This window comes from Xenorhabdus littoralis (assembly GCF_033949345.1).
GTDB lineage: Bacteria > Pseudomonadota > Gammaproteobacteria > Enterobacterales > Enterobacteriaceae > Xenorhabdus > Xenorhabdus littoralis.
This window is the reverse complement of the sequence record NZ_VCDP01000005.1, coordinates 60,847-80,725: the sequence shown is the minus strand read 5'-3', so window position 1 is coordinate 80,725 and position 19,879 is coordinate 60,847. Positions and strand designations below refer to the sequence as shown.

Genomic DNA, 19,879 nt, shown 5'->3' with positions numbered 1-19,879 from the left:
TGCGTTGTTAATGGAACAAGGCTTATCCATCGGATATAGAAGCGCTGCCCTCTATCATTTTGAGCCGCAGATTATGCGTCGGTTGTAACGATACGTGGGTTGGTTTCTCCCCAGATAGAAGAGAATTCAACAACGTGCATTCCGCCCCATTTCTGAATGTCAGACTGGGTGATTTCGTCTTTGCCTTGTTTACCGAAGATAACGACTTCATCGCCACTTTTCACTTCTGGCAGGTCGGTGACATCTACCATGACGGTGTTCATGGACACAAGACCAACAACTGGCGCACGGTAACCATTAATCAGCACGTAAGCTTTGTTTGACAGGCTGGAGCTGAAGCCATCAGAGTAACCGACCGGCAGGTTAGCCAGTTTAGAGTCACGTTTCAGGATGAAAGTGTTGTCGTAGCCTACACCGTTGCCTTTAGGGTATGGCTTAACAGAAGCAACGCGGGTTTTCATTTTAATCAGTGGTTTGAACTCCGGGTAAGTAGTTGTCAGGATGCCGTAAAGGGCACTACCCACCCGAACCATGTCGAATTGTGCTTCAGGGATGCTCAACGATGCAAAAGAGCTTGATGCGTGCAGAGTAACGTCTTCACGTTTCAGGTTGGCTGCTTTGAGGTACCAGTCAGCTTGTTCTTTGAAGTTTTTGACACTTTCGCGGATCGCATCCAGATCGGTCAGAGCATGGTGGCTCATGATACCAACCATTTTCAGGTTAGACAGTTTAGCGATTTCCAGCGCTTCCTGCTTACCTTGCTCCGTTTTCATTTCCAGTCCATTGCGGCTCATGAGACCGGTGTTCAGAACCAAATGGACGCGAATGGTTTTACCGTGTTTTTTAGCCATGGCGTCGAGGGTTTTCGCGTGTTCCAGATCGCCAATCACTTCTTCCATGTTATAGGACAGAGTACCTTCAACTTCATTTGCAGCTGCTGCACGAACGCGCATGAGCTGTCCTTTGAAGCCGCTTTCACGCACGATACGAGCTTCTTCGTTACTGGTGATCCCCACACAAGACACGTCAGTTTTAATGATAGATGGCATCAATAGACCAATACCATGACCATAGCCATCGCCTTTCAGGATAGCGCACATTTTAGTGTCTTTATTCAGGTGTGTTTTCAGTGTATGGATATTGTTTTCAAACGTAGTGGTATTGACTTCAACCCAAGCATTATTGGTTTTTGCAACAATTTCAGATTGGGTGTTATCCAAATGTAGTGTTGGTGCTGCTTGAGCAATGCTGTGGGACAGACTCAATCCAAGAATAATTGCCAGTGTAGTTTTATTAAAACGCATGAAATAAATCTCCAGTTTAGGATTTGTGCGTGAAATGAACTGTGTAAATACCCTTTAATGATAAGTTTTTTTGTGATTGGTTTCATACTGTTAACTTATTGAAGATAAACATTTATTGTATATTTGACATTATTTATAAATAGTCAGAATGTTTAACTTAATTAATAATGTAAGACGGCAATTTTTATTGTTGGTGGAAAATTAACAAACAAAATATATGAATGTTTTTTTATCTTTTGGCAGTGTTAATCTCTATTTATGAGTGTGTTACTGAATTGTGAGTGATCTGTTTGGGTAAAGAAGAGGGGGATGGTTTATCAATAATGATCACAGGGTTTGGAGGGGTATGGTGAGATTGAGACAAGGAATATGGCGATGCTAAATGCTGAAAAGAACACTTTTCAGTATGTTATGTCGTTGGGGAAATGGATTATGAGAATGGGGATGTTATTCCTCGTCAAACCCTGAATTGAAAAGTTCGATAATGGCCGCTAATGCTTGTTGCTCATCCGGCCCTGTAGCTTCGGCCTCAATATAACTGCCTTGTTCTGAATCCAGCATCAGCATGGCGATCACGCTACTGGCTTCAGCCTGAATATTGCTACTGTTGCGTAGAATGACTTGCGATTGGAATTGCTGCACCAGATCATGCAATTTCATCGCAGGCCGGGCATGTATTCCGAGCCGGTTTTTGATCTCAAGTCTCTGTTTGACTGTCACGGTTATGGCCTGCGTTATTGAAATTATTTTAGATTTGGTTATTTGCGTTTTTCCAGTGTGCGGTGACGTGATTGCACGTTTTTTCCACGGGAACGGAAGTAATCTGCCAGTTGTTCCGCTACATAGACAGAACGGTGCTTACCGCCCGTACAACCGATAGCGACAGTCAGATAACTGCGGTTGTTGGTTTCCAGCATCGGCAACCAAAGTTCAAGATAACTGCGGGTCTGATAAATAAAATTATGCACTTCCGTATGGCGATCCAAAAACGCAGCAACGGGACGATCTAAACCTGTCATTGGACGTAATTTAGGATCCCAGTGCGGGTTTGGCAGGAAACGCACATCGAAAACATAGTCTGCGTCAATCGGGATGCCATGTTTGAAACCAAAAGATTCAAATACCATGGTCAGCTCACGCTCGCGTTTGCCCAGCAATCTCGTCCTGAGCATCTCCGCCAATTCATGGACGGACATCTCAGAAGTGTCGATGATCAGGTCTGCACGTGAACGCAGAGGTTCCAGTAAATCACTTTCTTGGTCAATCGCACTTTCCAGTGAGAGGTTTTTGCTTGATAGTGGATGCAGACGACGAGTATCGCTATAGCGGCGGATCAGGGTATTGCGATCCGCATCAAGGAACAGTAGCTGTGGCGAAAAGCTGTCAGGTAATCGTGTCAGCGCTTCTTCAAAAATCTCCGGCGATTCCGGCATGTTTCTGACATCTATACTGACCGCCGCTGAGATATCGCGTTCAGCCAGTGAGTTTGCCAATTCTGGCAGCAACACAACAGGCAGGTTATCCACACAATAGAAACCCATATCTTCCAACGCGCGCAGAGCAACGGATTTCCCCGAGCCTGAACGACCGCTGACTATCATCAGCACCATGAGGCGACTCCCCTAAATGTTTTTCGCTATTTATTCAGTAATTATTCTATATAACTCTTCGTCACTCTGTGCGGAGCGCAGACGACGGCAGAGGCTCTTATCGGCAAGGCGCTTTGCAATTAATGATAGTGAGTGTAAATGGATTTGACACTGGTCTGATGGCACCAATAAAGCGAACAGCAAGTCAACAGGTTGATTATCAATGGCATCAAAGGAAATGGGTTGTTCCAAATGTAGAAATACGCCCACAGCATTACCAGAGCACTCTTTATCCAATTTTCCGTGGGGGATCGCAATCCCGTTGCCAATGCCGGTTGTGCCCACTTTTTCGCGGGAAAGAATGGCTTCGAATACGATATTTTCCGGTAATCCAAGCTGCTTTGATGCCAGCTCGCTGATAATCTCTAAGGCACGCTTTTTACTCGAACAGGGCACGTTGTTACGTGTACATTCGGGTGAAAGTACTGAACTTAGTGGTAAATCTGTTTCGTTGTTCATTTCTTTATTCACTTAGGGCCTTGTTATACCGGATGCCTGATTGAGGCATCCGGTATTGATGAACCGCTTCTGGATATACCCTTTATTTTTCAAGATACCGCTTTATCGGCTATGCCGCCTCTTGAAATCCATCGGGTATAGAACAGTATTGATTCTATGACGGCCCCGTTGTCTGAAAGCTGTTAATGTTGTCTCAATTTACTTTTGTGTTTGGTCAATTGACGTGCAAGTTTATCTGCCAGTCCATCAATTGCCGCATACATGTCTTCATGCTCTGAGGTTGCATGCAACTCACCGCCATTCACATGCACTGTGGCTTCGGCGATTTTCTGCACTTTTTCCACCCGGAGGATGACCTGAATGAGATTAATTTTGTCGAAATATTGATCCAGCTTGCTGCATTTGGTATTCACGATGTTGCGCAGTGCATCTGTAATTTCAATATTGTGGCCTGTAACATTGAGTTGCATAGTGTTTTCCTTCTCTGTGTTGTTCAAACCAGTTTTTTACGTTGGTTTGAGGGCGGGATGGATAACGACTCTCTATATTTTGCGACAGTTCGACGCGCCACTTGAATGCCTTGTTCAGTCAGTATACTGGTTAATTTACTGTCACTCAGTGGCTTGGCCGGGTTTTCTGCCGCGACCAGTTTTTTCACCAGAGCACGTATCGCGGTAGAAGAAGCTTCACCTCCGCTATCGGTACTGACGTGACTGGAGAAAAAGTATTTAAGTTCAAAAATCCCTCGTGGGCTATACAGATATTTCTGTGTCGTCACACGGGAAATGGTGGATTCATGCATGTCAACCTGATAGGCGATATCAGCCAGTACCAGTGGTTTCATATGCTCCTCACCATCTTCAAAAAAGTCTTGCTGGTGTTCAACAATGCAGCTGGCCACTTTCAATAACGTTTCGTTACGGCTTTCGAGGCTTTTTATCAGCCACTTGGCATCTTGCAAGTTATTGCGAATAAACAGACTGTCACTTTCATTATGAGCCTGTTGCCCCAATTCTGCATAGTGCTGGTTGATACGCAGGCGGGGGATGCTATCGGTATTTAGTCTGACTTGCCAGCTTTCATTGATTTTCTGCGTCAATACATCCGGAATAACATATTCGGATTCACCGGTATTGACGACCAATCCCGGTTTTGGCTCCAGTGATTGAATGATATCAATTGCTGCTTTCAGCGCGTTTTCTTTTAATTTGCTCTGACGTAATAAATTACGGAAGTCCCGGTTTCCCAGTAGCTCAAGGTATTTGTTTACAACGAGTCTGGCGTCGTTCAGGTGAGGGGTTTCTGCTGGCAGCATTGAAAGCTGGATAAGCAAGCATTCACGTAAATCACGGGTAGCAACGCCAATGGGATCAAAATGTTGTATGCGCTTGAGGACGGCTTCGACTTCTTCCAAAATTAACTCATCATCACCCATGCTGGCGAGGATCTCTTCGGTAGAAACGGTCAGGTAGCCAGTATCATCAATTGCATCAATGATCGAGGTGGCAATGGCAGCGTCTGTTTCGGTAAACGGCGTCAATCCGGCTTGCCACATCAGGTAGTCTTGCAGACTCTGCGTGGTTTCTCCCTGATAAACGGGAAAATCATCTGCGCTGTAATCACCGCCGGTTCCCGAAGATGAGCCAGCGGTATAGATTTCATCCCAACTGGTATCCAGTGGCAACTCATCAGGCATATTTTTCTGTTCAAGCGCTTCACGGGTATCCATCATTTCCGTCTCGGTATGAGGAAGTTCCTGATTCTCCACTTCATGATGCAGTTCATCCTGTTCAAGCAGCGGGTTGGTTTCCAGGGCCAGTTGGATCTCCTGCTGAAGCTCAAGTGTAGAAAGTTGCAACAAACGGATAGCTTGCTGGAGCTGGGGCGTCATCGTCAATTGTTGACTGATCCTGAGTTGCAAACTTTGCTTCATAGTGTTACCGCTTTTTCCTTAACCTAGCCGGAATAATCTGGCTGGAATGGTTCCTTGAATTGCGCCTGACAGAAAAATGAGCATTAAAGGCGGAAGCCTTCACCCAGATAGACGCGTTTGACCTGTTCGTTGTTCAGTATGTCATCAGGAGTGCCATGAGCAATCAAGTGACCCTGACTGACGATATAGGCGCGTTCACAGACATCCAATGTTTCACGGACATTGTGGTCAGTGATAAGTACACCTAACCCGCAATCCCGCAGATGTTGAATGATCTTTTTGATATCCAGTACAGATATCGGGTCAACGCCGGCAAAAGGTTCATCCAATAAGATGAACTTCGGATCGGCTGCCAGCGCCCGGGCGATTTCTACACGACGGCGTTCACCACCGGAAAGCGATTGTCCAAGATTGTCACGCAGGTGAGCGATGTGGAACTCTTCCATCAGCTCTTCTGCCCGTATTTTCCGTTGTTCCTGATTCAGATCTTTACGGATTTCAAGAACAGCCATCAAATTGTCGAATACACTCAGGCGACGGAAAATAGAGGCTTCCTGCGGCAGGTAGCCTATGCCACGGCGGGCACGTTCATGCAGGGGCAACAGGCTGATGTCTTCTTCATTAATGGTAATGGTGCCTGCATCACGCGGGACAATACCGACTACCATGTAGAAAGTCGTCGTCTTGCCTGCGCCATTGGGACCGAGCAATCCGACAATCTCTCCTGAATTCACTTTCAGACTGACGTCTTCAACGACCTTACGGCCCTTATATGTTTTTGCCAGATTTTCTGCGTTTAGTATTGCCATAACTCGTTATTTACTCTTCTTTTGTACGTCAGTTTTTTGAACGTCAGCTTTGTGGGTATCAGTACCCTGAGCGCTCGAGCCTTTTTCCTGAAGCTGGGAAGGTAACAGAACGGTAGTAACACGTTTACCTTTATCACTAAAGGCTTCCATTTGCTGGGTCGGAACAAGGTAAGTGATCCTATCGCCCTTGATATTACTGTCTAGTTGTTCAAGATAGGCATTATCCGTCAGTGTGATCAGTTCTTTATCCATTTCATAGCGCATTTTGGATGAATGCCCTTTAATGGGTTTCCCGTCATCCAGCATTTGATAGAAAGTGGCCGGATTGCCGTAGGCTTCGATAACGGTTTTCTTCGAGTCCCCTTCCGGACGCGTAACAACGACTTTATCAGCCCGAATATCAATCGAACCTTGCTTTACGATAACATTATCCGTAAATGTGGCAACGTTTCCTGTTAAATCCAGAGACTGTCTTGAGGAGTCGATGGTTATGGGTTTCTTTGAATCTTCTTTCAAGGCCAGCGCGGGAAGGCTGACGGCAAACAATGTACTAAATAATGTACTGGCAATAACGGTATTACGGATTAGGTTGTTCATGTGGAATCTCATAGCGAGTGGTCACCTTTTCAATCAATTCAGCAGTTTTGTCTCTCAGATTGCCGCGCATTTTCATACCAACAGATTTCAGATCGATGCCAGTAATAGTGACCTGATCATCGGATGCGATATCTTGCGTTGTGAGGTTGACGGTCGCATTGTCTGTCGTGATCTTCTGCAATTGTGACGCATCGTTCAGGCTGTCTAATTGGACATCCCCATACAAATAGAGCATTTGATCATTGGTCAGTTTGGCTTTATTGGCTCGCACTGTCCATGTCGGTTCTGTGGCTCCGGTTGTGCTGTCGGGAGCAAATGTTGTCAATACAGGTTTGGTAAACCAAGTTATTTTTGTCTCTGTATAGCTTTTGACATCATCAGCGACCAGTTTGTAAACCAACTTACCTTCCGGATCATAGACGAAATTAATGGCTTTTTGTGTCTGATAAGTGGGATAACCGTCATCCACAATGGGCGATGAGGTATCGTCGTTTACATTCGATAAATTCCAGCCAATCAGCGCGAGTGCGATCAGTACCAGTATTGCGATCAGCCAGGATTGAAGTTTTCTCATTCTTTTTTCAATATTAATTTAGATGGATAACCCTTTGGCATCTTCCAGCTTATTCTGCGCGAAGAGCACCAAATCACAAAGCTCCCTGACTGCACCACGACCACCGGCAATCCGAGTTATGTAGTCTGCTTTTGGCAACAGTATTGGATGGGCATCAGCAACTGCAACAGATAATCCAACTTTTGCCATAACAGGCCAGTCAATAAGGTCATCACCAATATAAGCGACTTGATCTGGCTGTAACGCTAGTTTATCCAACAGTTCCTGATACGCCAAAATCTTATCGCTCTGACCTTGGTAAAGATATGTAATACCTAATGTTTCTGCGCGGTTTTCCAGCAGTTTTGCTTTCCGTCCGGTAATGATGGCAACTTCAATACCGGAAGTGATTAAGCAACGAATGCCATAACCATCACGAACATTAAATGCTTTCAGTTCCTCACCTTTATTGCCCATATAGATCAGTCCGTCAGACATAACGCCATCCACATCACAAATCAGCAGACGGATTTTACTGGCTTTTTCGATAATATCTTTGTCAACAGGCCCGTAACAGGTATCCAGATACTCTTTTTGATTCATTAAGAAATTCTCTTAAGGTTTATACAACTCCGGCCTGTAAAAGGTCGTGCATATGTAATACACCAAGTAATTTGTCCCCTTCTGTCACCAGCAGGGACGTAATATGACGTGATTGCATCAGGTTCAGGGCATCAACAGCCAGCGTATTGGGTTTGATACGAATGCCGCCTGCGGTCATGACATCAGAAATTTTTGCATTGTTTAAATCGATACCCATATCGAAAACACGGCGCAAATCCCCATCAGTAAAAATTCCGTTAATTTGCATGTCATCATCACAGATGACTGTCATTCCCAGTTTTTTACGGGTGATTTCCAATAAAGCTTCACGCAGTGTTGCAGTTTTGGGAACGTGGGGAATGTCATCACCGGTGCTCATCAAGTCACTGGTCAGCAAGAGAAGCTTACGCCCGAGTGCGCCTCCGGGATGGGAGAGTGCGAAATCTTCGGCAGTAAAACCCCGGGCCTGCAAGAGGGCAATGGCCAGGGCATCCCCCATGACGAGCGTTGCGGTTGTACTGGTCGTCGGTGCCAGTCCCAATGGGCAGGCTTCTTGTGAAGTTTTAATGCATAAATGGATATCGGCTGCTTTTCCCATGCTGCTGCTGCGATTATTTGTCATGCAGATTAAGGCGACTTTCTGGCGCTTGAGCACGGGAATCAGAGCCAGAATTTCATTCGATTCACCAGAATTAGAGATTGCCAGCACGATGTCTTTGGGGGTCACCATGCCAAGATCGCCATGACTGGCCTCGCCCGGATGGACAAAGAAAGAAGGAGTCCCGGTACTGGCAAATGTCGCGGCAATTTTTCGTCCGATATGACCGGATTTGCCCATCCCCATAACAATGACTCTTCCTTCACAACTGAACATGAGTTCGCAGGCTTGGCTAAAATCATCATTGATGTACTGTTCGAGACTTGTCAGCCCGTCGAGTTCGATGTGTAATACTTGTTTACCTGCTTGCTGAAAATCGATTTTAGGCATTTCTACTTTCCATCCTTCTTTTTCCACTCTTTTCCCACTTAATCGGTAATGGCTAAATACTGTCATTCGGTGCTGTTATTCAGTACCGTAATAATTAGAAATAAAAAGTACGACAAAATAAGTGATAAAACAGCCTAATAACAGGATGCCGTTTAATCGGTTCAATCGATGTTTTCTTCCCAGACAGAATATCGTGAATAGTACACTAGCTGCCATCATGACCCAAAAATCCCGGGAAAACGCATTCGGTGAAATGGCGCTGGGAGAAAGTATGGCAGGGATACCCAGAACGAGAGTCGCATTGAAAACATTTGAGCCGACGATGTTTCCCATTGCCATGTCATTCTCACCTTTTATCGCGGCAGCAATGGCCGTTGCGAGTTCTGGCAGACTGGTGCCCACGGCAAGGATTGTCAGTCCAATGACCAGTTCACTTATACCATAAATACGCGCGATGGCGGCTGCATTATCAATCACCATGCGGGTGGCAATGGGCAGGATAATTAATCCCAAGACGACCCAGAGAAGAGCAATCCCATTGTTGCCTTCGACCGGTAATTCTGAATTTCGTTCCTGAGTGTAACTGTCCACACCATTATGTTGGGATAAAGCTGTCATCTTGATCATCAGGGCGATAAACAAGAGAGCAGAAAGCAACAGGAGACTCCCATCCAGACGACTCAGGTAGTTATTGGATAACAGATATCCTGCAAATGCGGTAATCAACAACATCCAAGGGACTTCATGCCGCAGGATTTCTGATTTTACGGTAATAGGTCTAATGAACGCTGCCGCTCCTGTAATCAGCAGCAGATTAGTAATATTGGAACCAATTGCATTGCCCACGGCCATGTCCGGCGAACCGTCTAAAGTTGCTGTGATAGATACCATCAGTTCTGGAAGTGATGTTCCGATCCCCATGATTATCAGGCCGATAATAAAGGGGGGGATTTTCAGGGAGCGGGCAAAAACCGCAGCACCATAAACTAATCTGTCGGAAGCATACACCAGTAAAATCAAACCAGTAATGAGCAGTACAATAGTCAGAAACATGGAGTGTCCCTTAAATAAAATTTATTCCGAGCATAATGCTAATAAAGGTTGATTTTTAAACATGAAATGTTTATTCAGCTAAACTTATACATTCTGACGGTCGAGAGGTAAAAAGTAAAATTTGTCGGAACTTTGCTAACGCAAATTGGGCAGTTTTTTTGTAGTATGCACCACGGATTATTTAAATATATACCCAATAGATTTCAAAATGCAGCTAATAAAGCAGTCACTTGAAAGACGGCGGGTATAGACGGGTTATCGTAGTTAAGACAGTTCGATTAACGGTTAGAGGCTATCAATAATGAGTCAACAAACAGCAAATCTCATTGAGATCTGCGGAATGTATTTTACCCGAGGCCAGCGCCCGATTTTTGCTGATATTAATCTGACTGTCCCGAAAGGAAAAGTTACCGCCATCATGGGACCTTCCGGTATAGGAAAAACGACCCTGCTGCGTTTGATTGGGGGGCAAATTCGTCCTGAGCGCGGTGAAATCTGGTTTGATGGTGATAATATTCCGGCATTGTCCCGTCCGCAACTTTATGCTGCCCGCAAGAAAATGAGCATGTTATTTCAGTCAGGCGCATTGTTCACAGATTTGAACGTTTTTGACAATGTGGCTTTTCCCTTGCGTGAGCATACCCAACTGCCTGAAGAGTTGATTCATACTACCGTGATGATGAAATTGGAAGCGGTAGGGTTGCGTGGTGCTGCGCAATTGATGCCATCGGAATTATCCGGCGGTATGGCAAGGCGAGCGGCACTGGCAAGGGCCATTGCACTCGATCCTGATTTAATCATGTTTGATGAGCCGTTTGTTGGTCAAGACCCTATCACAATGGGGATCTTAGTTAAGTTGATCGATGAACTTAATCATGCGCTGGGTGTTACGTGTGTTGTGGTTTCCCACGATGTGCCTGAAGTGCTGAGTATTGCTGATTATGCCTATATTGTGGCTGAGCAGAAAGTTATTGCAGAAGGTACGCCGGAACAGTTGAGAGCGAATCAGGATCAGCGGGTACGACAGTTTCTTGATGGTATCGCTGATGGGCCAGTACCTTTCCGTTTCCCTGCCGGGGATTATAAAACTGAGTTATTAGGATAATGGAATGTTGATGTTAACACGTGCATTGGCTGCGATGGGCAGGCGGACAATTGAAGCTGCGGCTTCATTCGGTCGCGCGGGCTTCATGCTGTTCAATGCAATCATAGGTAAGCCGGAGCCTGCCAAGCAATGGATACTCTTGCGTCAGCAGCTTTATAGTGTAGGTGTCCAATCACTGTTAATCATTGTGGTATCAGGGCTGTTTATCGGAATGGTTCTGTCATTGCAGGGCTATCTGGTTTTAACAACATTTAGTGCAGAAGGCAGCCTCGGCATGATGGTTGCGTTATCACTGCTGCGTGAGCTGGGGCCGGTGGTGACCGCTCTGCTGTTTGCAGGGCGGGCAGGGTCAGCTTTGACCGCTGAAATTGGTTTGATGAAAGCGACAGAACAGATTTCCAGTTTGGAAATGATGGCGGTTGATCCGTTACGCCGTGTTATTGCCCCTCGTTTCTGGGCGGGCTTTATTAGTATGCCTTTATTGTCTTTGATCTTTGTCGCTGTTGGGATTTTGGGCGGTGCAATAGTCGGGGTGGATTGGAAAGGCATTGATGCGGGCTTTTTCTGGTCATCCATGCAATCTGCGGTAGATTGGCAAAAAGATTTACTCAATTGTTTTCTCAAGAGTGTTGCTTTTGCCATCACGGTCACATGGGTTGCACTGTTCAATGGTTATGACGCTATCCCAACGTCAGAAGGGATCAGCAGGGCGACGACGCGTACAGTAGTTCATGCGTCATTGGCGGTATTGGGTTTGGATTTTGTGCTGACAGCACTGATGTTTGGGAACTAAGTCGATGCAAAGCAAGAAAAATGAAATTTGGGTTGGAGCTTTTATCTTGATTGCGTTAGCGGCAATCATTTTTTTATGCCTGAAAGTTGCGGATATCCGATCCTTCGGCAGCCAGCAAACTTATCGTATATATGCTGCATTTGATAATGTGGGTGGGCTGAAAGTGCGTTCACCCGTGAAAGTGGGGGGAGTAGTGATTGGACGCGTGGAAAAAATCTGGCTTGATCACAAAACTTATACACCTCAGGTTGAATTGGATATTTTCAAACAATACGACAATATTTCAAGTACCAGCTCGCTTTCCATCCGAACGTCAGGACTGCTGGGTGAGCAATATATTGCACTTAATCTCGGGTTTGATGATCCTGATTTGGGGACTTCCATCTTAAAAGATGGCGATCGCATTGAAGACACCAAGCCTGCTATGGTACTTGAAGACTTGATTGGTCAGTTCTTGTATAAGAGTAGCGGCGGAAGCCAGGAAAAATCCGCGTCTGCACCCGGGCAAGCATACTAACCAGCAATCCACTGCTTAGGAGAAATAAAAATGATGTTTAAGCGATTACTTATGGTTGCGTTGCTGGTGGTTGCGCCATTGGCCGGCGCTACAGATCAAACCGACCCTTACGCACTGATGAAAGATGCGGCGGAAAAAACCTTCACCCGCTTGACGAATGATCAACCTCAGATTCAGGCGAATCCAGAAGTCTTGCGCCAAATTGTTCGTCAGGAACTGCTGCCTTATGTGCAGATCAAATATGCCGGTGCTTTGGTTCTGGGGCCTTACTACAAAGAAGCGACACCTGCGCAGCGTGACGCTTATTTCAAGGCGTTTGAGTCCTATCTGGAGCAGGCATATGGTCAGGCGCTGGCTATGTATCATGGTCAGAATTACCAGATCGCACCAGAACAGCCATTAGACGATAAAACGATAGTGGCTATCCGCGTCACCATTACTGACTCTAATGGGCAGCCCCCCGTTCGTTTGGATTTTCAATGGCGTAAAAACACCAAAACGGGTCACTGGCAGGCTTACGACATGATTGCAGAAGGCGTGAGTATGATCACGACCAAGCAAAATGAATGGGTGGATATCCTGCGCCAGAAAGGTATTGATGGATTGACTGAACAATTGGCTCTCAGTGCGAAAGCGCCTATCACATTAGAAAAGAAAAAGTGATATGGAAAAAAGTCCTGTTGATAGCAACATAGTCAGCGAAGAAATAGCCGACAAAGAAACAGCGATTAAGGAAACAGCGATTAAGGAAACAGTAAGTTGGGAGAAAGTTGACAATACGTTGTTTCTGAAAGGCACATTGGATCGCGACAGCTTACTTCCTCTTTGGCAACAAAAAGAGAGTGCACTGGCGGGAGTCGATAATATTGAGGTATCTCAGCTTAATCGTGTGGATACTACCGGACTGGCTCTGTTTGTCCGGCTGAAAGGAGAGTGGCAACAAAGTGGCAGGACATTGACACTTTCAGGCGTGGGAGAACGTCTTAAGACACTGATAGACTTATACGGCTTGCAAAATCTCTTAGACGATAGTCAGCCTAAAGCGTAGTTCCACCGTTAGATAATCCGCGCCCTTGTAAGACGATGCCTTACAAGGGCGTTTTTCTTGGTTTAAGAGTCGTCTGGATTCCATTAGGATAGGCGTCTACTATTATTTTCTAATATTATTTTCTAACGACGATTGTGAGCAATTTATGGATATTGATGAAATTAAACAAGTGCTGATGAAAAATCTGGCACTTGATGAAGCTATCGTTAGCGGTGATGGCAGCCATTTTCAGGTAATTGTGGTTGGTGAAATTTTTGATGGCCTGAGCCGTGTCAAACAACAGCAAGCTGTTTACGCACCGCTGATGGAATACATTGCGGATAATCGCATTCATGCTTTGTCAATCAAGGCCTATACACCAGCACAGTGGCAGCGTGATCGCAAGCTTCAGGGATTTTGAGGCTGTTTGTCTCGCCGCGAACAGCACACTTTGAATTAAACAAGAGAATCATGACAGATGGATAAATTTCGTGTGAAAGGGCCTACCAGCCTATCGGGAGAGGTTACTATCTCCGGGGCAAAAAATGCCGCATTACCAATTATGTTCGCAGCGCTGTTGGCGGAAGAACCTGTTGAATTACAGAATGTTCCTGAATTGAAAGACATTGAGACGACTATCAAGCTGCTCAATCGTTTGGGAACAAAAGTGGAACGCAATGGTTCTGTTTTTGTTGATGCCAGTGGCGTCAACGAATATTGCGCCCCTTATGAATTAGTTAAAACGATGCGGGCTTCCATCTGGGCATTGGGGCCATTGGTGGCACGTTTCGGTCAGGGACAGGTTTCTTTGCCGGGTGGTTGTGCCATCGGTGCCCGTCCTGTCGATCTCCATATTTCCGGACTGGAGCAGCTTGGTGCGAAAATTGTGCTGGATGAAGGTTATGTCAAAGCATCGGTAGAGGGTCGCCTGAAAGGTGCAAGTATCGTCATGGATAAAGTCAGTGTCGGGGCGACAGTCACTATCATGACCGCAGCGACCCTGGCTGAAGGCACGACTATTATTGAAAACGCCGCGCGTGAGCCTGAAATTGAAGATACCGCTAATTTCCTCAACACATTGGGGGCCAAAATCAGCGGAGCAGGCTCGGATCGTATTGTCATTGAAGGTGTTGAGCGTCTGGGCGGTGGTGTTCATCGTGTACTGCCTGATCGTATCGAAACAGGCACTTTCTTAGTGGCGGCAGCGATTTCCCGTGGCAAAGTGATTTGTCACCATGCGAAACCGGATACACTTGATGCTGTTTTAGCTAAATTGCGTGAAGCGGGAGCGGATATCAAGGTAGGCGAAGACTGGATTAGCCTTGATATGCACGGACAGAGACCTAAAGCGGTGACATTCCGCACAGCACCACATCCGGGTTTCCCGACGGACATGCAGGCGCAATTCAGTCTGTTGAATATGGTTGCGGATGGTGCAGGCATGATTACTGAAACCATCTTTGAAAATCGCTTCATGCACATTCCTGAGCTGATTCGTATGGGCGGAAGAGCAGAAATTGAGAGCAATACGGTGCTGTGTCACGGTGTTGAGAAATTATCTGGCGCTCAAGTGATGGCGACTGATCTGCGGGCCTCTGCAAGTTTAGTATTGGCAGGCTGTATTGCCGAAGGAACCACAGTGGTAGACCGTATCTATCATATTGACCGGGGTTACGAGCACATTGAAGATAAGCTGCGTGGTCTTGGTGCGAGTATTGAACGTATTAAGTCAACTAACTAAGCAAAATTAATTTCTTCCCTCGCCCATATGGGCGAGGGAAATTAACATCGTGAGAAATAGTTTTAGTAACCATCAAACTCATCAATCGTAACCTCAAGCGTGAGGGAAGTACTATCACGCAGCACAGTGACAGGAACAACGCTGCCCGGCCGGATCTCAGCCACTTGATCCATCGTTTCAGTGGGTGAAATGGCGGGTTTATGATTGACGTTGGTAATAATATCTCCCACCTTAATACCGGCTTTTTCGGCAGGGCCATCCGGTGCAATTTGAAAAACTCTCATGCCCTGAATCTGATTGATATTACTGCCCGATGAGCGGATATGGGGGAGTTCTCTTGCGGTAATGCCTATATATCCCCTGATGACCCGTCCGTCACGGATCAATTTTTTCATGATTGTCGTCGCCAGTTTTGTTGGAATGGCAAATCCCAGCCCTTCAGGAGTTGTACCAAATTCTGATTTATCAAATGTCAGCGTATTGATACCGACCAATTCTCCCAACGTATTGACTAAAGCCCCGCCAGAGTTGCCCTGATTTATTGATGCATCTGTTTGCAGGAAATTCTGGCGACGGGTCGGGCTGAGGCCAACGCGTCCTGTTGCGCTGATAATACCTTGGGTGATGGTTTGCCCTAAATTGTATGGATTACCGATTGCCAACACGACATCTCCGACATGAGCTATTCGCTTAGTATTGATCGGGATGACGGGAAGGTTTGTCGCGTTAATTTTTAAGACAGACAAATCGGTCGGGCCATCTGAGCCGACGACCAGAGCCTCATAAAAACGGCCGTCTTGTAGTGCGACAATAATAGAGCCGGCTTTATTGATGACGTGTTTATTCGTGAGAATATAACCCTGCTCACTCATAATGACGCCAGAACCCAAGGGATGGAGTTCCCGGCTTTCATGGGAAAAACTACCCATGCTGCTGCTATAGATATTGACTACCGCTGGTGCTGCCCGCCGAACTCCTTGGCTGTAACTGTAAACTTTATCGCTGTCATTATTGCTCAGGATATTTTCTAAGCCACTGGGCCGCAGCGAAGGGATGGCAATCAACAAAATGCCTGCAATTAATAAACCTATCAGTATAGAGCGTAATAACTTGATCAGCATGACATTATTCAGTAATAAATGACGATTGAAAGAAGAATAGCATAGAAGTGAACAGACACAGTATCGTACTGTGTCTGTAATATACCCATAGTCTTGCAAGTTGCGGCTTTGCTGGCTCCGGTCACTTACTCCAGTTACATCGCTATAAACATAGAGTTTGGGGATTAGCTCCTTTGCCGTCGCGCTGCCTCCTGAAATTCATTGGGTATAGGCCGCGTTTTTATACTTAATTGATCAATTGTTATTTAGTAACAGATAAACATTACTGTCACCACGTAAAATGTTCAGTGCGACAATAGACGACTTATCTTCAAGAACTTTGCTCAGTTCTTTGATACTCCGCACACGGACATTATTGGCACCGACAATAAGGTCATTTTTCTGCAAACCAGACATTGCAGCAGGTGAATTCAGAGCAATTGCATCCACTTTTATGCCTTGGGTGCTTTTCTCTGTACCATTACTCAACGTTGCACCCTGCATGGCAATGCTCAGTTTTTCTGCTTTGGTTGCTTGCTCCTCGTTGTTCTCTAATATCACGCTGACTTCGAGAGGTCTTCCTTTACGCAGCAGGCCAATTTTGACCTCTTTCCCTGGTGCTGTTGTGCCTACCTTCGCCCGCAATTCAGCGAAGCTGTTAATTTTCTTGCCGTCAAAGGAAACCAGCACATCCCCGGGCTTAATACCGGCTTTCGCTGCCGCTGTTTTAGGAATAACTTCGCTGACAAATGCCCCTTGCTGTGCATCAATGTTGAGTGCCTGAGCAATATCGGCTGTCATCTCAGTACCTTTGATGCCGAGTATGCCGCGTTTGACTTCCCCATTGGTAATGAGCTGTGAGGCAAGGTTTTTAGCCATGTTACTTGGGATGGCAAAACCGATACCGACGTTACCGCCGCCCGGTGCGATGATAGCGGTGTTAATACCGACCAATTCCCCTTTCAGGTTAATCAATGCACCACCAGAGTTACCCCGGTTAATAGAGGCATCGGTCTGGATAAAGTTTTCCAAGCCTTCTAAATTCAGGCCACTGCGACCCAACGCGGAAATGATCCCCGATGTGACGGTTTGTCCCAATCCAAATGGGTTACCAATTGCAACGGCATAATCCCCGATGTGCAATTTATCGGAATCAGCGAAGTTGATGGCGGTCAGGTTTTTGGCATTGTTCAGTTGTAAAAGTGCGATGTCAGTCTGCGGGTCACGTCCAATGAGTTTTGCCGAGTATTCACGACCATCGTTTAATTGAACACGTATTTTATTCGCATTATCAATGACATGATTATTAGTCAGAACATAACCTTTATCTGCATTGATGATAACGCCAGAGCCTAGCCCCTTGAATGGGCGGCTTCTCTGTTCTTGCGGAGGAAGTGCAGGCCCAAAGAAGAATTGGAAATCTTCCGGTAATTGAAGTTGTTGGGTTTGCACTTCTGTACCAGAAACATGCACAGTGACAACAGAAGGAAGCACTTTTTCTAGCATGGGAGCGAGACTGGGTAATTCTTGAGATGCCATTGCAGCAGGTAAGGCTGCATTACTTACCATAGGAACTGAAGCCAAAGACAGTCCAATACTAATTGCGAGTGCGCTGAGCAATGTGTTTTTTCTTTTCATTGAATACGTTCTCTTAATACTTAGGCCAGAAAGGGTATTGTACTTAAGAGACCTATCCTGTTGGAAAGTGTGTTTTTCCCAGACATTACGCTTATTTGGATAGGTTCTAAGCATAATAGTTTCGATGCTGTTATGACTACTGATTATTCAGTAAAGTTCATTAATAATGTAGCTTTAAAGGAATTCTTTACAGGTATTTACTTGAATCCACTGTTAATGAGCCGTGACATCTATTGCTGCCACGGCAAAGGGATTTACTGTTTTTTATCTTGAATGGGGCGAAACAGGCCAGAAGCGCCTTCAGAATAATCCCGTGGAGGCGTGTTGGTTGTTACTTTACTTTTCTTGGTTTCGCTCAGGCGATAATTGAAGGGGTTATCCTGTACTGGCATGTCAGGCATCAGTTCGTTGGAACTTTTAGCCATATGCTGATACAACTGGCGATAATCGCGCGCCATGTTGTCAAGTAATTCTGCGCTACGGGCGAAATGGCCGACCAACTCTTTGCGGTATTCTTCCAGTTCAGTTCGGTTCTTCTCCAGTTCGGTCTGTAACGCATTTTGCTGTCGTAGCTTTGAGCTGCCAAAGCGGACAGCCAGTGCGCCGACGATAAAACCAATGATTAATCCGATCAGTGCATATTCCCAAGTCATGGCAACTCCTTTAGTAACATCATTGTTCTGCAATGTTCTGCAATGTCATTACTATCACTATAACCGTTAATTTAGTCTGAGTGGAATATTGATTATTATTTAATTAATTTGCATGATGCCTAATGTGTTAATTTTATACAAGTTTGCAAGGGTAGGCAGTTAATTATTTTCTGAGAATAAAAAATTTTTGAGGATTGTCACTTCAATGTCATCGATTACACCTTCATCTCTCTATCAATCTGCGCTATCTGACGGCCAGTACCAAGCTGATGATGTACAACGCAACACCGTTGCACGTCTGGATATTATCCATCGCGATCTCATCAACGCCCGTGCTGAGCATGTTCAGCAGCCCGGAGGACTGAAAGGAATGTTAGGAAAGTTGTTTGGACAGCAAACTCCTGAACAGCGTCGGCCTGTTCAGGGGTTGTACATGTGGGGAGGTGTTGGACGGGGAAAAACATGGCTGATGGATATGTTTTTCCGGAGTCTGCCCACAGAGCGGAAACTGCGCCTTCATTTTCATCGGTTCATGTTACGGGTTCATGAAGAATTAACCACTTTACAAGGGAATGAGAATCCTTTGGAAGCTGTGGCTGATGGCTTCAAGGCACAGACAGATATACTTTGTTTCGATGAGTTTTTTGTTTCTGACATTACGGATGCCATGATCCTCGGTACTTTGCTGGAAGCTTTATTTGCGCGGGGAATCTCATTGGTGGCAACTTCCAATATTCCACCTGATGAGCTATACCGAAATGGATTGCAGCGTGCCCGGTTTTTGCCTGCCATCGAACAAATCAAAAAATACTGTGATGTAATGAATGTTGATGCAGGTATCGATTATCGGTTGCGGACACTCACGCAAGCTCATCTTTACCTGACGCCATTGTCGGCAGAAAGCCGGCAGGAGATGCATCAGATGTTTCTGCGTCTGGCAGGGCAGGAAGGTGAACGGAATCCGGTATTGGAGATTAATCATCGCAGTATGCCGGCAATCAGCAGCGTTGATGGGGTGTTAGCCATCAATTTTAAAACGTTGTGTGAAGATCCCCGCAGCCATTTGGATTACATTGCATTGTCGAAACTTTATCATTCCGTTTTGCTGCATGATATGCCGATTATGACGGCATTGAATGAAAGTTCAGCACGGCGTTTTATTGCTCTGGTTGATGAGTTCTATGAGCGTCAAGTGAAACTCATCATCAATGCCGCAGTACCGATGGAACAGATTTATCAGGGGGAATTACTGACGTTTGAATATCGGCGTTGCTTGTCCCGATTGCAGGAAATGCAAAGTGAAGAGTACCTGAAACTTCCGCACCTGCCCTGATTATACTTATATCTTTCGTCTACC

23 protein-coding genes are annotated in these 19,879 nt (G+C 45.6%); 8 read left to right on the top strand and 15 right to left on the bottom strand.

Features of this window, described 5'->3' with window-relative positions:
- Positions 1–71: 71 nt before the first annotated feature.
- From alr to FE394_RS02045, 12 genes are all read right to left on the bottom strand, one after another.
- The gene (gene alr / locus FE394_RS02100) at positions 72–1,304 is read right to left on the bottom strand and encodes an alanine racemase (protein WP_319924744.1); all 1,233 of its coding nucleotides are present in this window, start codon (positions 1,302–1,304) and stop codon (positions 72–74) included.
- Between the two features lie 447 nt (positions 1,305–1,751).
- On the bottom strand, positions 1,752–2,024 hold the full coding sequence (gene npr, locus FE394_RS02095) for a PTS phosphocarrier protein NPr (protein ID WP_319924743.1): 273 nt from the start codon (positions 2,022–2,024) through the stop codon (positions 1,752–1,754).
- A gap of 38 nt (positions 2,025–2,062) precedes the next feature.
- Positions 2,063–2,914: an RNase adapter RapZ gene (gene rapZ, locus FE394_RS02090; protein ID WP_319924742.1), complete on the bottom strand. Its 852-nt coding sequence runs from the start codon at positions 2,912–2,914 to the stop codon at positions 2,063–2,065.
- Positions 2,915–2,944: 30 nt separating this feature from the next.
- Positions 2,945–3,412: a PTS IIA-like nitrogen regulatory protein PtsN gene (ptsN, locus tag FE394_RS02085; RefSeq protein ID WP_319924741.1), complete on the bottom strand. Its 468-nt coding sequence runs from the start codon at positions 3,410–3,412 to the stop codon at positions 2,945–2,947.
- 182 nt (positions 3,413–3,594) lie between these two features.
- Positions 3,595–3,882 (bottom strand): ribosome hibernation promoting factor, encoded by a 288-nt coding sequence (gene hpf, locus FE394_RS02080; RefSeq protein ID WP_319924740.1) that lies wholly within the window; start codon positions 3,880–3,882, stop codon positions 3,595–3,597.
- A 23-nt stretch (positions 3,883–3,905) separates the two neighbouring features.
- The gene (gene rpoN, locus FE394_RS02075; protein ID WP_319924739.1) at positions 3,906–5,345 is read right to left on the bottom strand and encodes an RNA polymerase factor sigma-54; all 1,440 of its coding nucleotides are present in this window, start codon (positions 5,343–5,345) and stop codon (positions 3,906–3,908) included.
- A gap of 83 nt (positions 5,346–5,428) precedes the next feature.
- Positions 5,429–6,154, bottom strand: a complete 726-nt coding sequence (gene lptB / locus FE394_RS02070) for an LPS export ABC transporter ATP-binding protein (RefSeq protein WP_319924738.1) — start codon at positions 6,152–6,154, stop codon at positions 5,429–5,431.
- 6 nt (positions 6,155–6,160) lie between these two features.
- A complete protein-coding gene (lptA, locus tag FE394_RS02065; RefSeq protein ID WP_319924737.1) occupies positions 6,161–6,751 on the bottom strand; it encodes a lipopolysaccharide ABC transporter substrate-binding protein LptA in 591 nt (196 codons plus the stop codon).
- Entirely contained in the window at positions 6,732–7,325 is a 594-nt protein-coding gene (gene lptC / locus FE394_RS02060) for an LPS export ABC transporter periplasmic protein LptC (RefSeq protein WP_319924736.1), read from the bottom strand. Before lptC ends, lptA begins: the two co-directional genes overlap by 20 nt.
- An 18-nt stretch (positions 7,326–7,343) precedes the next feature.
- Complete coding sequence (gene kdsC / locus FE394_RS02055) at positions 7,344–7,907, bottom strand: 3-deoxy-manno-octulosonate-8-phosphatase KdsC (protein WP_319924735.1); 564 nt, start codon at positions 7,905–7,907, stop codon at positions 7,344–7,346.
- A 19-nt stretch (positions 7,908–7,926) separates the two neighbouring features.
- Entirely contained in the window at positions 7,927–8,895 is a 969-nt protein-coding gene (kdsD, locus tag FE394_RS02050) for an arabinose-5-phosphate isomerase KdsD (RefSeq protein WP_319924805.1), read from the bottom strand.
- 75 nt (positions 8,896–8,970) lie between these two features.
- Positions 8,971–9,948 carry a calcium/sodium antiporter gene (locus FE394_RS02045; RefSeq protein ID WP_319924734.1) on the bottom strand — a complete coding sequence of 326 codons (978 nt, stop codon included), beginning with the start codon at positions 9,946–9,948 and terminating at the stop codon, positions 8,971–8,973.
- A 301-nt stretch (positions 9,949–10,249) separates the two neighbouring features.
- Here FE394_RS02045 and mlaF point away from each other — a divergent pair, with 301 nt between their 5' ends.
- The 7 genes from mlaF to murA all read left to right on the top strand — a co-directional run bounded on the left by mlaF (position 10,250) and on the right by murA (position 15,131).
- Positions 10,250–11,053 (top strand): phospholipid ABC transporter ATP-binding protein MlaF, encoded by an 804-nt coding sequence (gene mlaF, locus FE394_RS02040; protein ID WP_319924733.1) that lies wholly within the window; start codon positions 10,250–10,252, stop codon positions 11,051–11,053.
- 10 nt (positions 11,054–11,063) lie between these two features.
- Positions 11,064–11,846: a lipid asymmetry maintenance ABC transporter permease subunit MlaE gene (mlaE, locus tag FE394_RS02035; RefSeq protein ID WP_319924804.1), complete on the top strand. Its 783-nt coding sequence runs from the start codon at positions 11,064–11,066 to the stop codon at positions 11,844–11,846.
- 4 nt (positions 11,847–11,850) lie between these two features.
- Positions 11,851–12,363: an outer membrane lipid asymmetry maintenance protein MlaD gene (gene mlaD, locus FE394_RS02030; RefSeq protein ID WP_319924732.1), complete on the top strand. Its 513-nt coding sequence runs from the start codon at positions 11,851–11,853 to the stop codon at positions 12,361–12,363.
- 33 nt (positions 12,364–12,396) lie between these two features.
- Complete coding sequence (mlaC, locus tag FE394_RS02025; RefSeq protein ID WP_319924803.1) at positions 12,397–13,026, top strand: phospholipid-binding protein MlaC; 630 nt, start codon at positions 12,397–12,399, stop codon at positions 13,024–13,026.
- A gap of 79 nt (positions 13,027–13,105) precedes the next feature.
- Complete coding sequence (gene mlaB, locus FE394_RS02020; protein WP_419836290.1) at positions 13,106–13,411, top strand: lipid asymmetry maintenance protein MlaB; 306 nt, start codon at positions 13,106–13,108, stop codon at positions 13,409–13,411.
- Positions 13,412–13,556: 145 nt separating this feature from the next.
- Entirely contained in the window at positions 13,557–13,811 is a 255-nt protein-coding gene (ibaG, locus tag FE394_RS02015) for a BolA family iron metabolism protein IbaG (RefSeq protein WP_319924730.1), read from the top strand.
- A 57-nt stretch (positions 13,812–13,868) separates the two neighbouring features.
- Positions 13,869–15,131, top strand: coding sequence for a UDP-N-acetylglucosamine 1-carboxyvinyltransferase (gene murA / locus FE394_RS02010; protein ID WP_319924729.1), 1,263 nt, complete (start codon positions 13,869–13,871; stop codon positions 15,129–15,131).
- A gap of 62 nt (positions 15,132–15,193) precedes the next feature.
- Here the strand turns inward: murA and degS are convergent, their stop codons facing one another.
- The 3 genes from degS to zapG form a co-directional block, all read right to left on the bottom strand.
- Complete coding sequence (degS, locus tag FE394_RS02005; protein WP_319924728.1) at positions 15,194–16,252, bottom strand: outer membrane-stress sensor serine endopeptidase DegS; 1,059 nt, start codon at positions 16,250–16,252, stop codon at positions 15,194–15,196.
- A 234-nt stretch (positions 16,253–16,486) separates the two neighbouring features.
- Positions 16,487–17,869 (bottom strand): Do family serine endopeptidase, encoded by a 1,383-nt coding sequence (locus tag FE394_RS02000; protein WP_319924727.1) that lies wholly within the window; start codon positions 17,867–17,869, stop codon positions 16,487–16,489.
- Between the two features lie 254 nt (positions 17,870–18,123).
- Complete coding sequence (gene zapG / locus FE394_RS01995) at positions 18,124–18,522, bottom strand: Z-ring associated protein ZapG (protein WP_319924726.1); 399 nt, start codon at positions 18,520–18,522, stop codon at positions 18,124–18,126.
- A 205-nt stretch (positions 18,523–18,727) separates the two neighbouring features.
- Between zapG and zapE the strand changes: the two genes are divergently transcribed.
- Positions 18,728–19,855 (top strand): cell division protein ZapE, encoded by a 1,128-nt coding sequence (zapE, locus tag FE394_RS01990; protein ID WP_319924725.1) that lies wholly within the window; start codon positions 18,728–18,730, stop codon positions 19,853–19,855.
- The last annotated feature ends 24 nt before the right edge of the window (positions 19,856–19,879 follow it).

What these genes read in the sequence shown, in the direction of transcription:
- mlaD (WP_319924732.1), top strand. Translation starts at nt 11,851, where the DNA reads ATGCAAAGCAAGAAAAATGAAATTTGGGTTGGAGCTTTTATCTTGATT.
- rpoN (WP_319924739.1), bottom strand. Translation starts at nt 5,345, where the DNA reads ATGAAGCAAAGTTTGCAACTCAGGATCAGTCAACAATTGACGATGACG.
- ptsN (WP_319924741.1), bottom strand. Translation starts at nt 3,412, where the DNA reads ATGAACAACGAAACAGATTTACCACTAAGTTCAGTACTTTCACCCGAA.
- zapE (WP_319924725.1), top strand. Translation starts at nt 18,728, where the DNA reads ATGTCATCGATTACACCTTCATCTCTCTATCAATCTGCGCTATCTGAC.
- FE394_RS02000 (WP_319924727.1), bottom strand. Translation starts at nt 17,869, where the DNA reads ATGAAAAGAAAAAACACATTGCTCAGCGCACTCGCAATTAGTATTGGA.
- FE394_RS02045 (WP_319924734.1), bottom strand. Translation starts at nt 9,948, where the DNA reads ATGTTTCTGACTATTGTACTGCTCATTACTGGTTTGATTTTACTGGTG.
- murA (WP_319924729.1), top strand. Translation starts at nt 13,869, where the DNA reads ATGGATAAATTTCGTGTGAAAGGGCCTACCAGCCTATCGGGAGAGGTT.
- mlaC (WP_319924803.1), top strand. Translation starts at nt 12,397, where the DNA reads ATGTTTAAGCGATTACTTATGGTTGCGTTGCTGGTGGTTGCGCCATTG.
- alr (WP_319924744.1), bottom strand. Translation starts at nt 1,304, where the DNA reads ATGCGTTTTAATAAAACTACACTGGCAATTATTCTTGGATTGAGTCTG.
- lptB (WP_319924738.1), bottom strand. Translation starts at nt 6,154, where the DNA reads ATGGCAATACTAAACGCAGAAAATCTGGCAAAAACATATAAGGGCCGT.
- kdsD (WP_319924805.1), bottom strand. Translation starts at nt 8,895, where the DNA reads ATGCCTAAAATCGATTTTCAGCAAGCAGGTAAACAAGTATTACACATC.
- degS (WP_319924728.1), bottom strand. Translation starts at nt 16,252, where the DNA reads ATGCTGATCAAGTTATTACGCTCTATACTGATAGGTTTATTAATTGCA.
- lptC (WP_319924736.1), bottom strand. Translation starts at nt 7,325, where the DNA reads ATGAGAAAACTTCAATCCTGGCTGATCGCAATACTGGTACTGATCGCA.
- mlaF (WP_319924733.1), top strand. Translation starts at nt 10,250, where the DNA reads ATGAGTCAACAAACAGCAAATCTCATTGAGATCTGCGGAATGTATTTT.
- lptA (WP_319924737.1), bottom strand. Translation starts at nt 6,751, where the DNA reads ATGAACAACCTAATCCGTAATACCGTTATTGCCAGTACATTATTTAGT.
- mlaE (WP_319924804.1), top strand. Translation starts at nt 11,064, where the DNA reads ATGTTAACACGTGCATTGGCTGCGATGGGCAGGCGGACAATTGAAGCT.
- rapZ (WP_319924742.1), bottom strand. Translation starts at nt 2,914, where the DNA reads ATGGTGCTGATGATAGTCAGCGGTCGTTCAGGCTCGGGGAAATCCGTT.
- hpf (WP_319924740.1), bottom strand. Translation starts at nt 3,882, where the DNA reads ATGCAACTCAATGTTACAGGCCACAATATTGAAATTACAGATGCACTG.
- zapG (WP_319924726.1), bottom strand. Translation starts at nt 18,522, where the DNA reads ATGACTTGGGAATATGCACTGATCGGATTAATCATTGGTTTTATCGTC.
- ibaG (WP_319924730.1), top strand. Translation starts at nt 13,557, where the DNA reads ATGGATATTGATGAAATTAAACAAGTGCTGATGAAAAATCTGGCACTT.
- kdsC (WP_319924735.1), bottom strand. Translation starts at nt 7,907, where the DNA reads ATGAATCAAAAAGAGTATCTGGATACCTGTTACGGGCCTGTTGACAAA.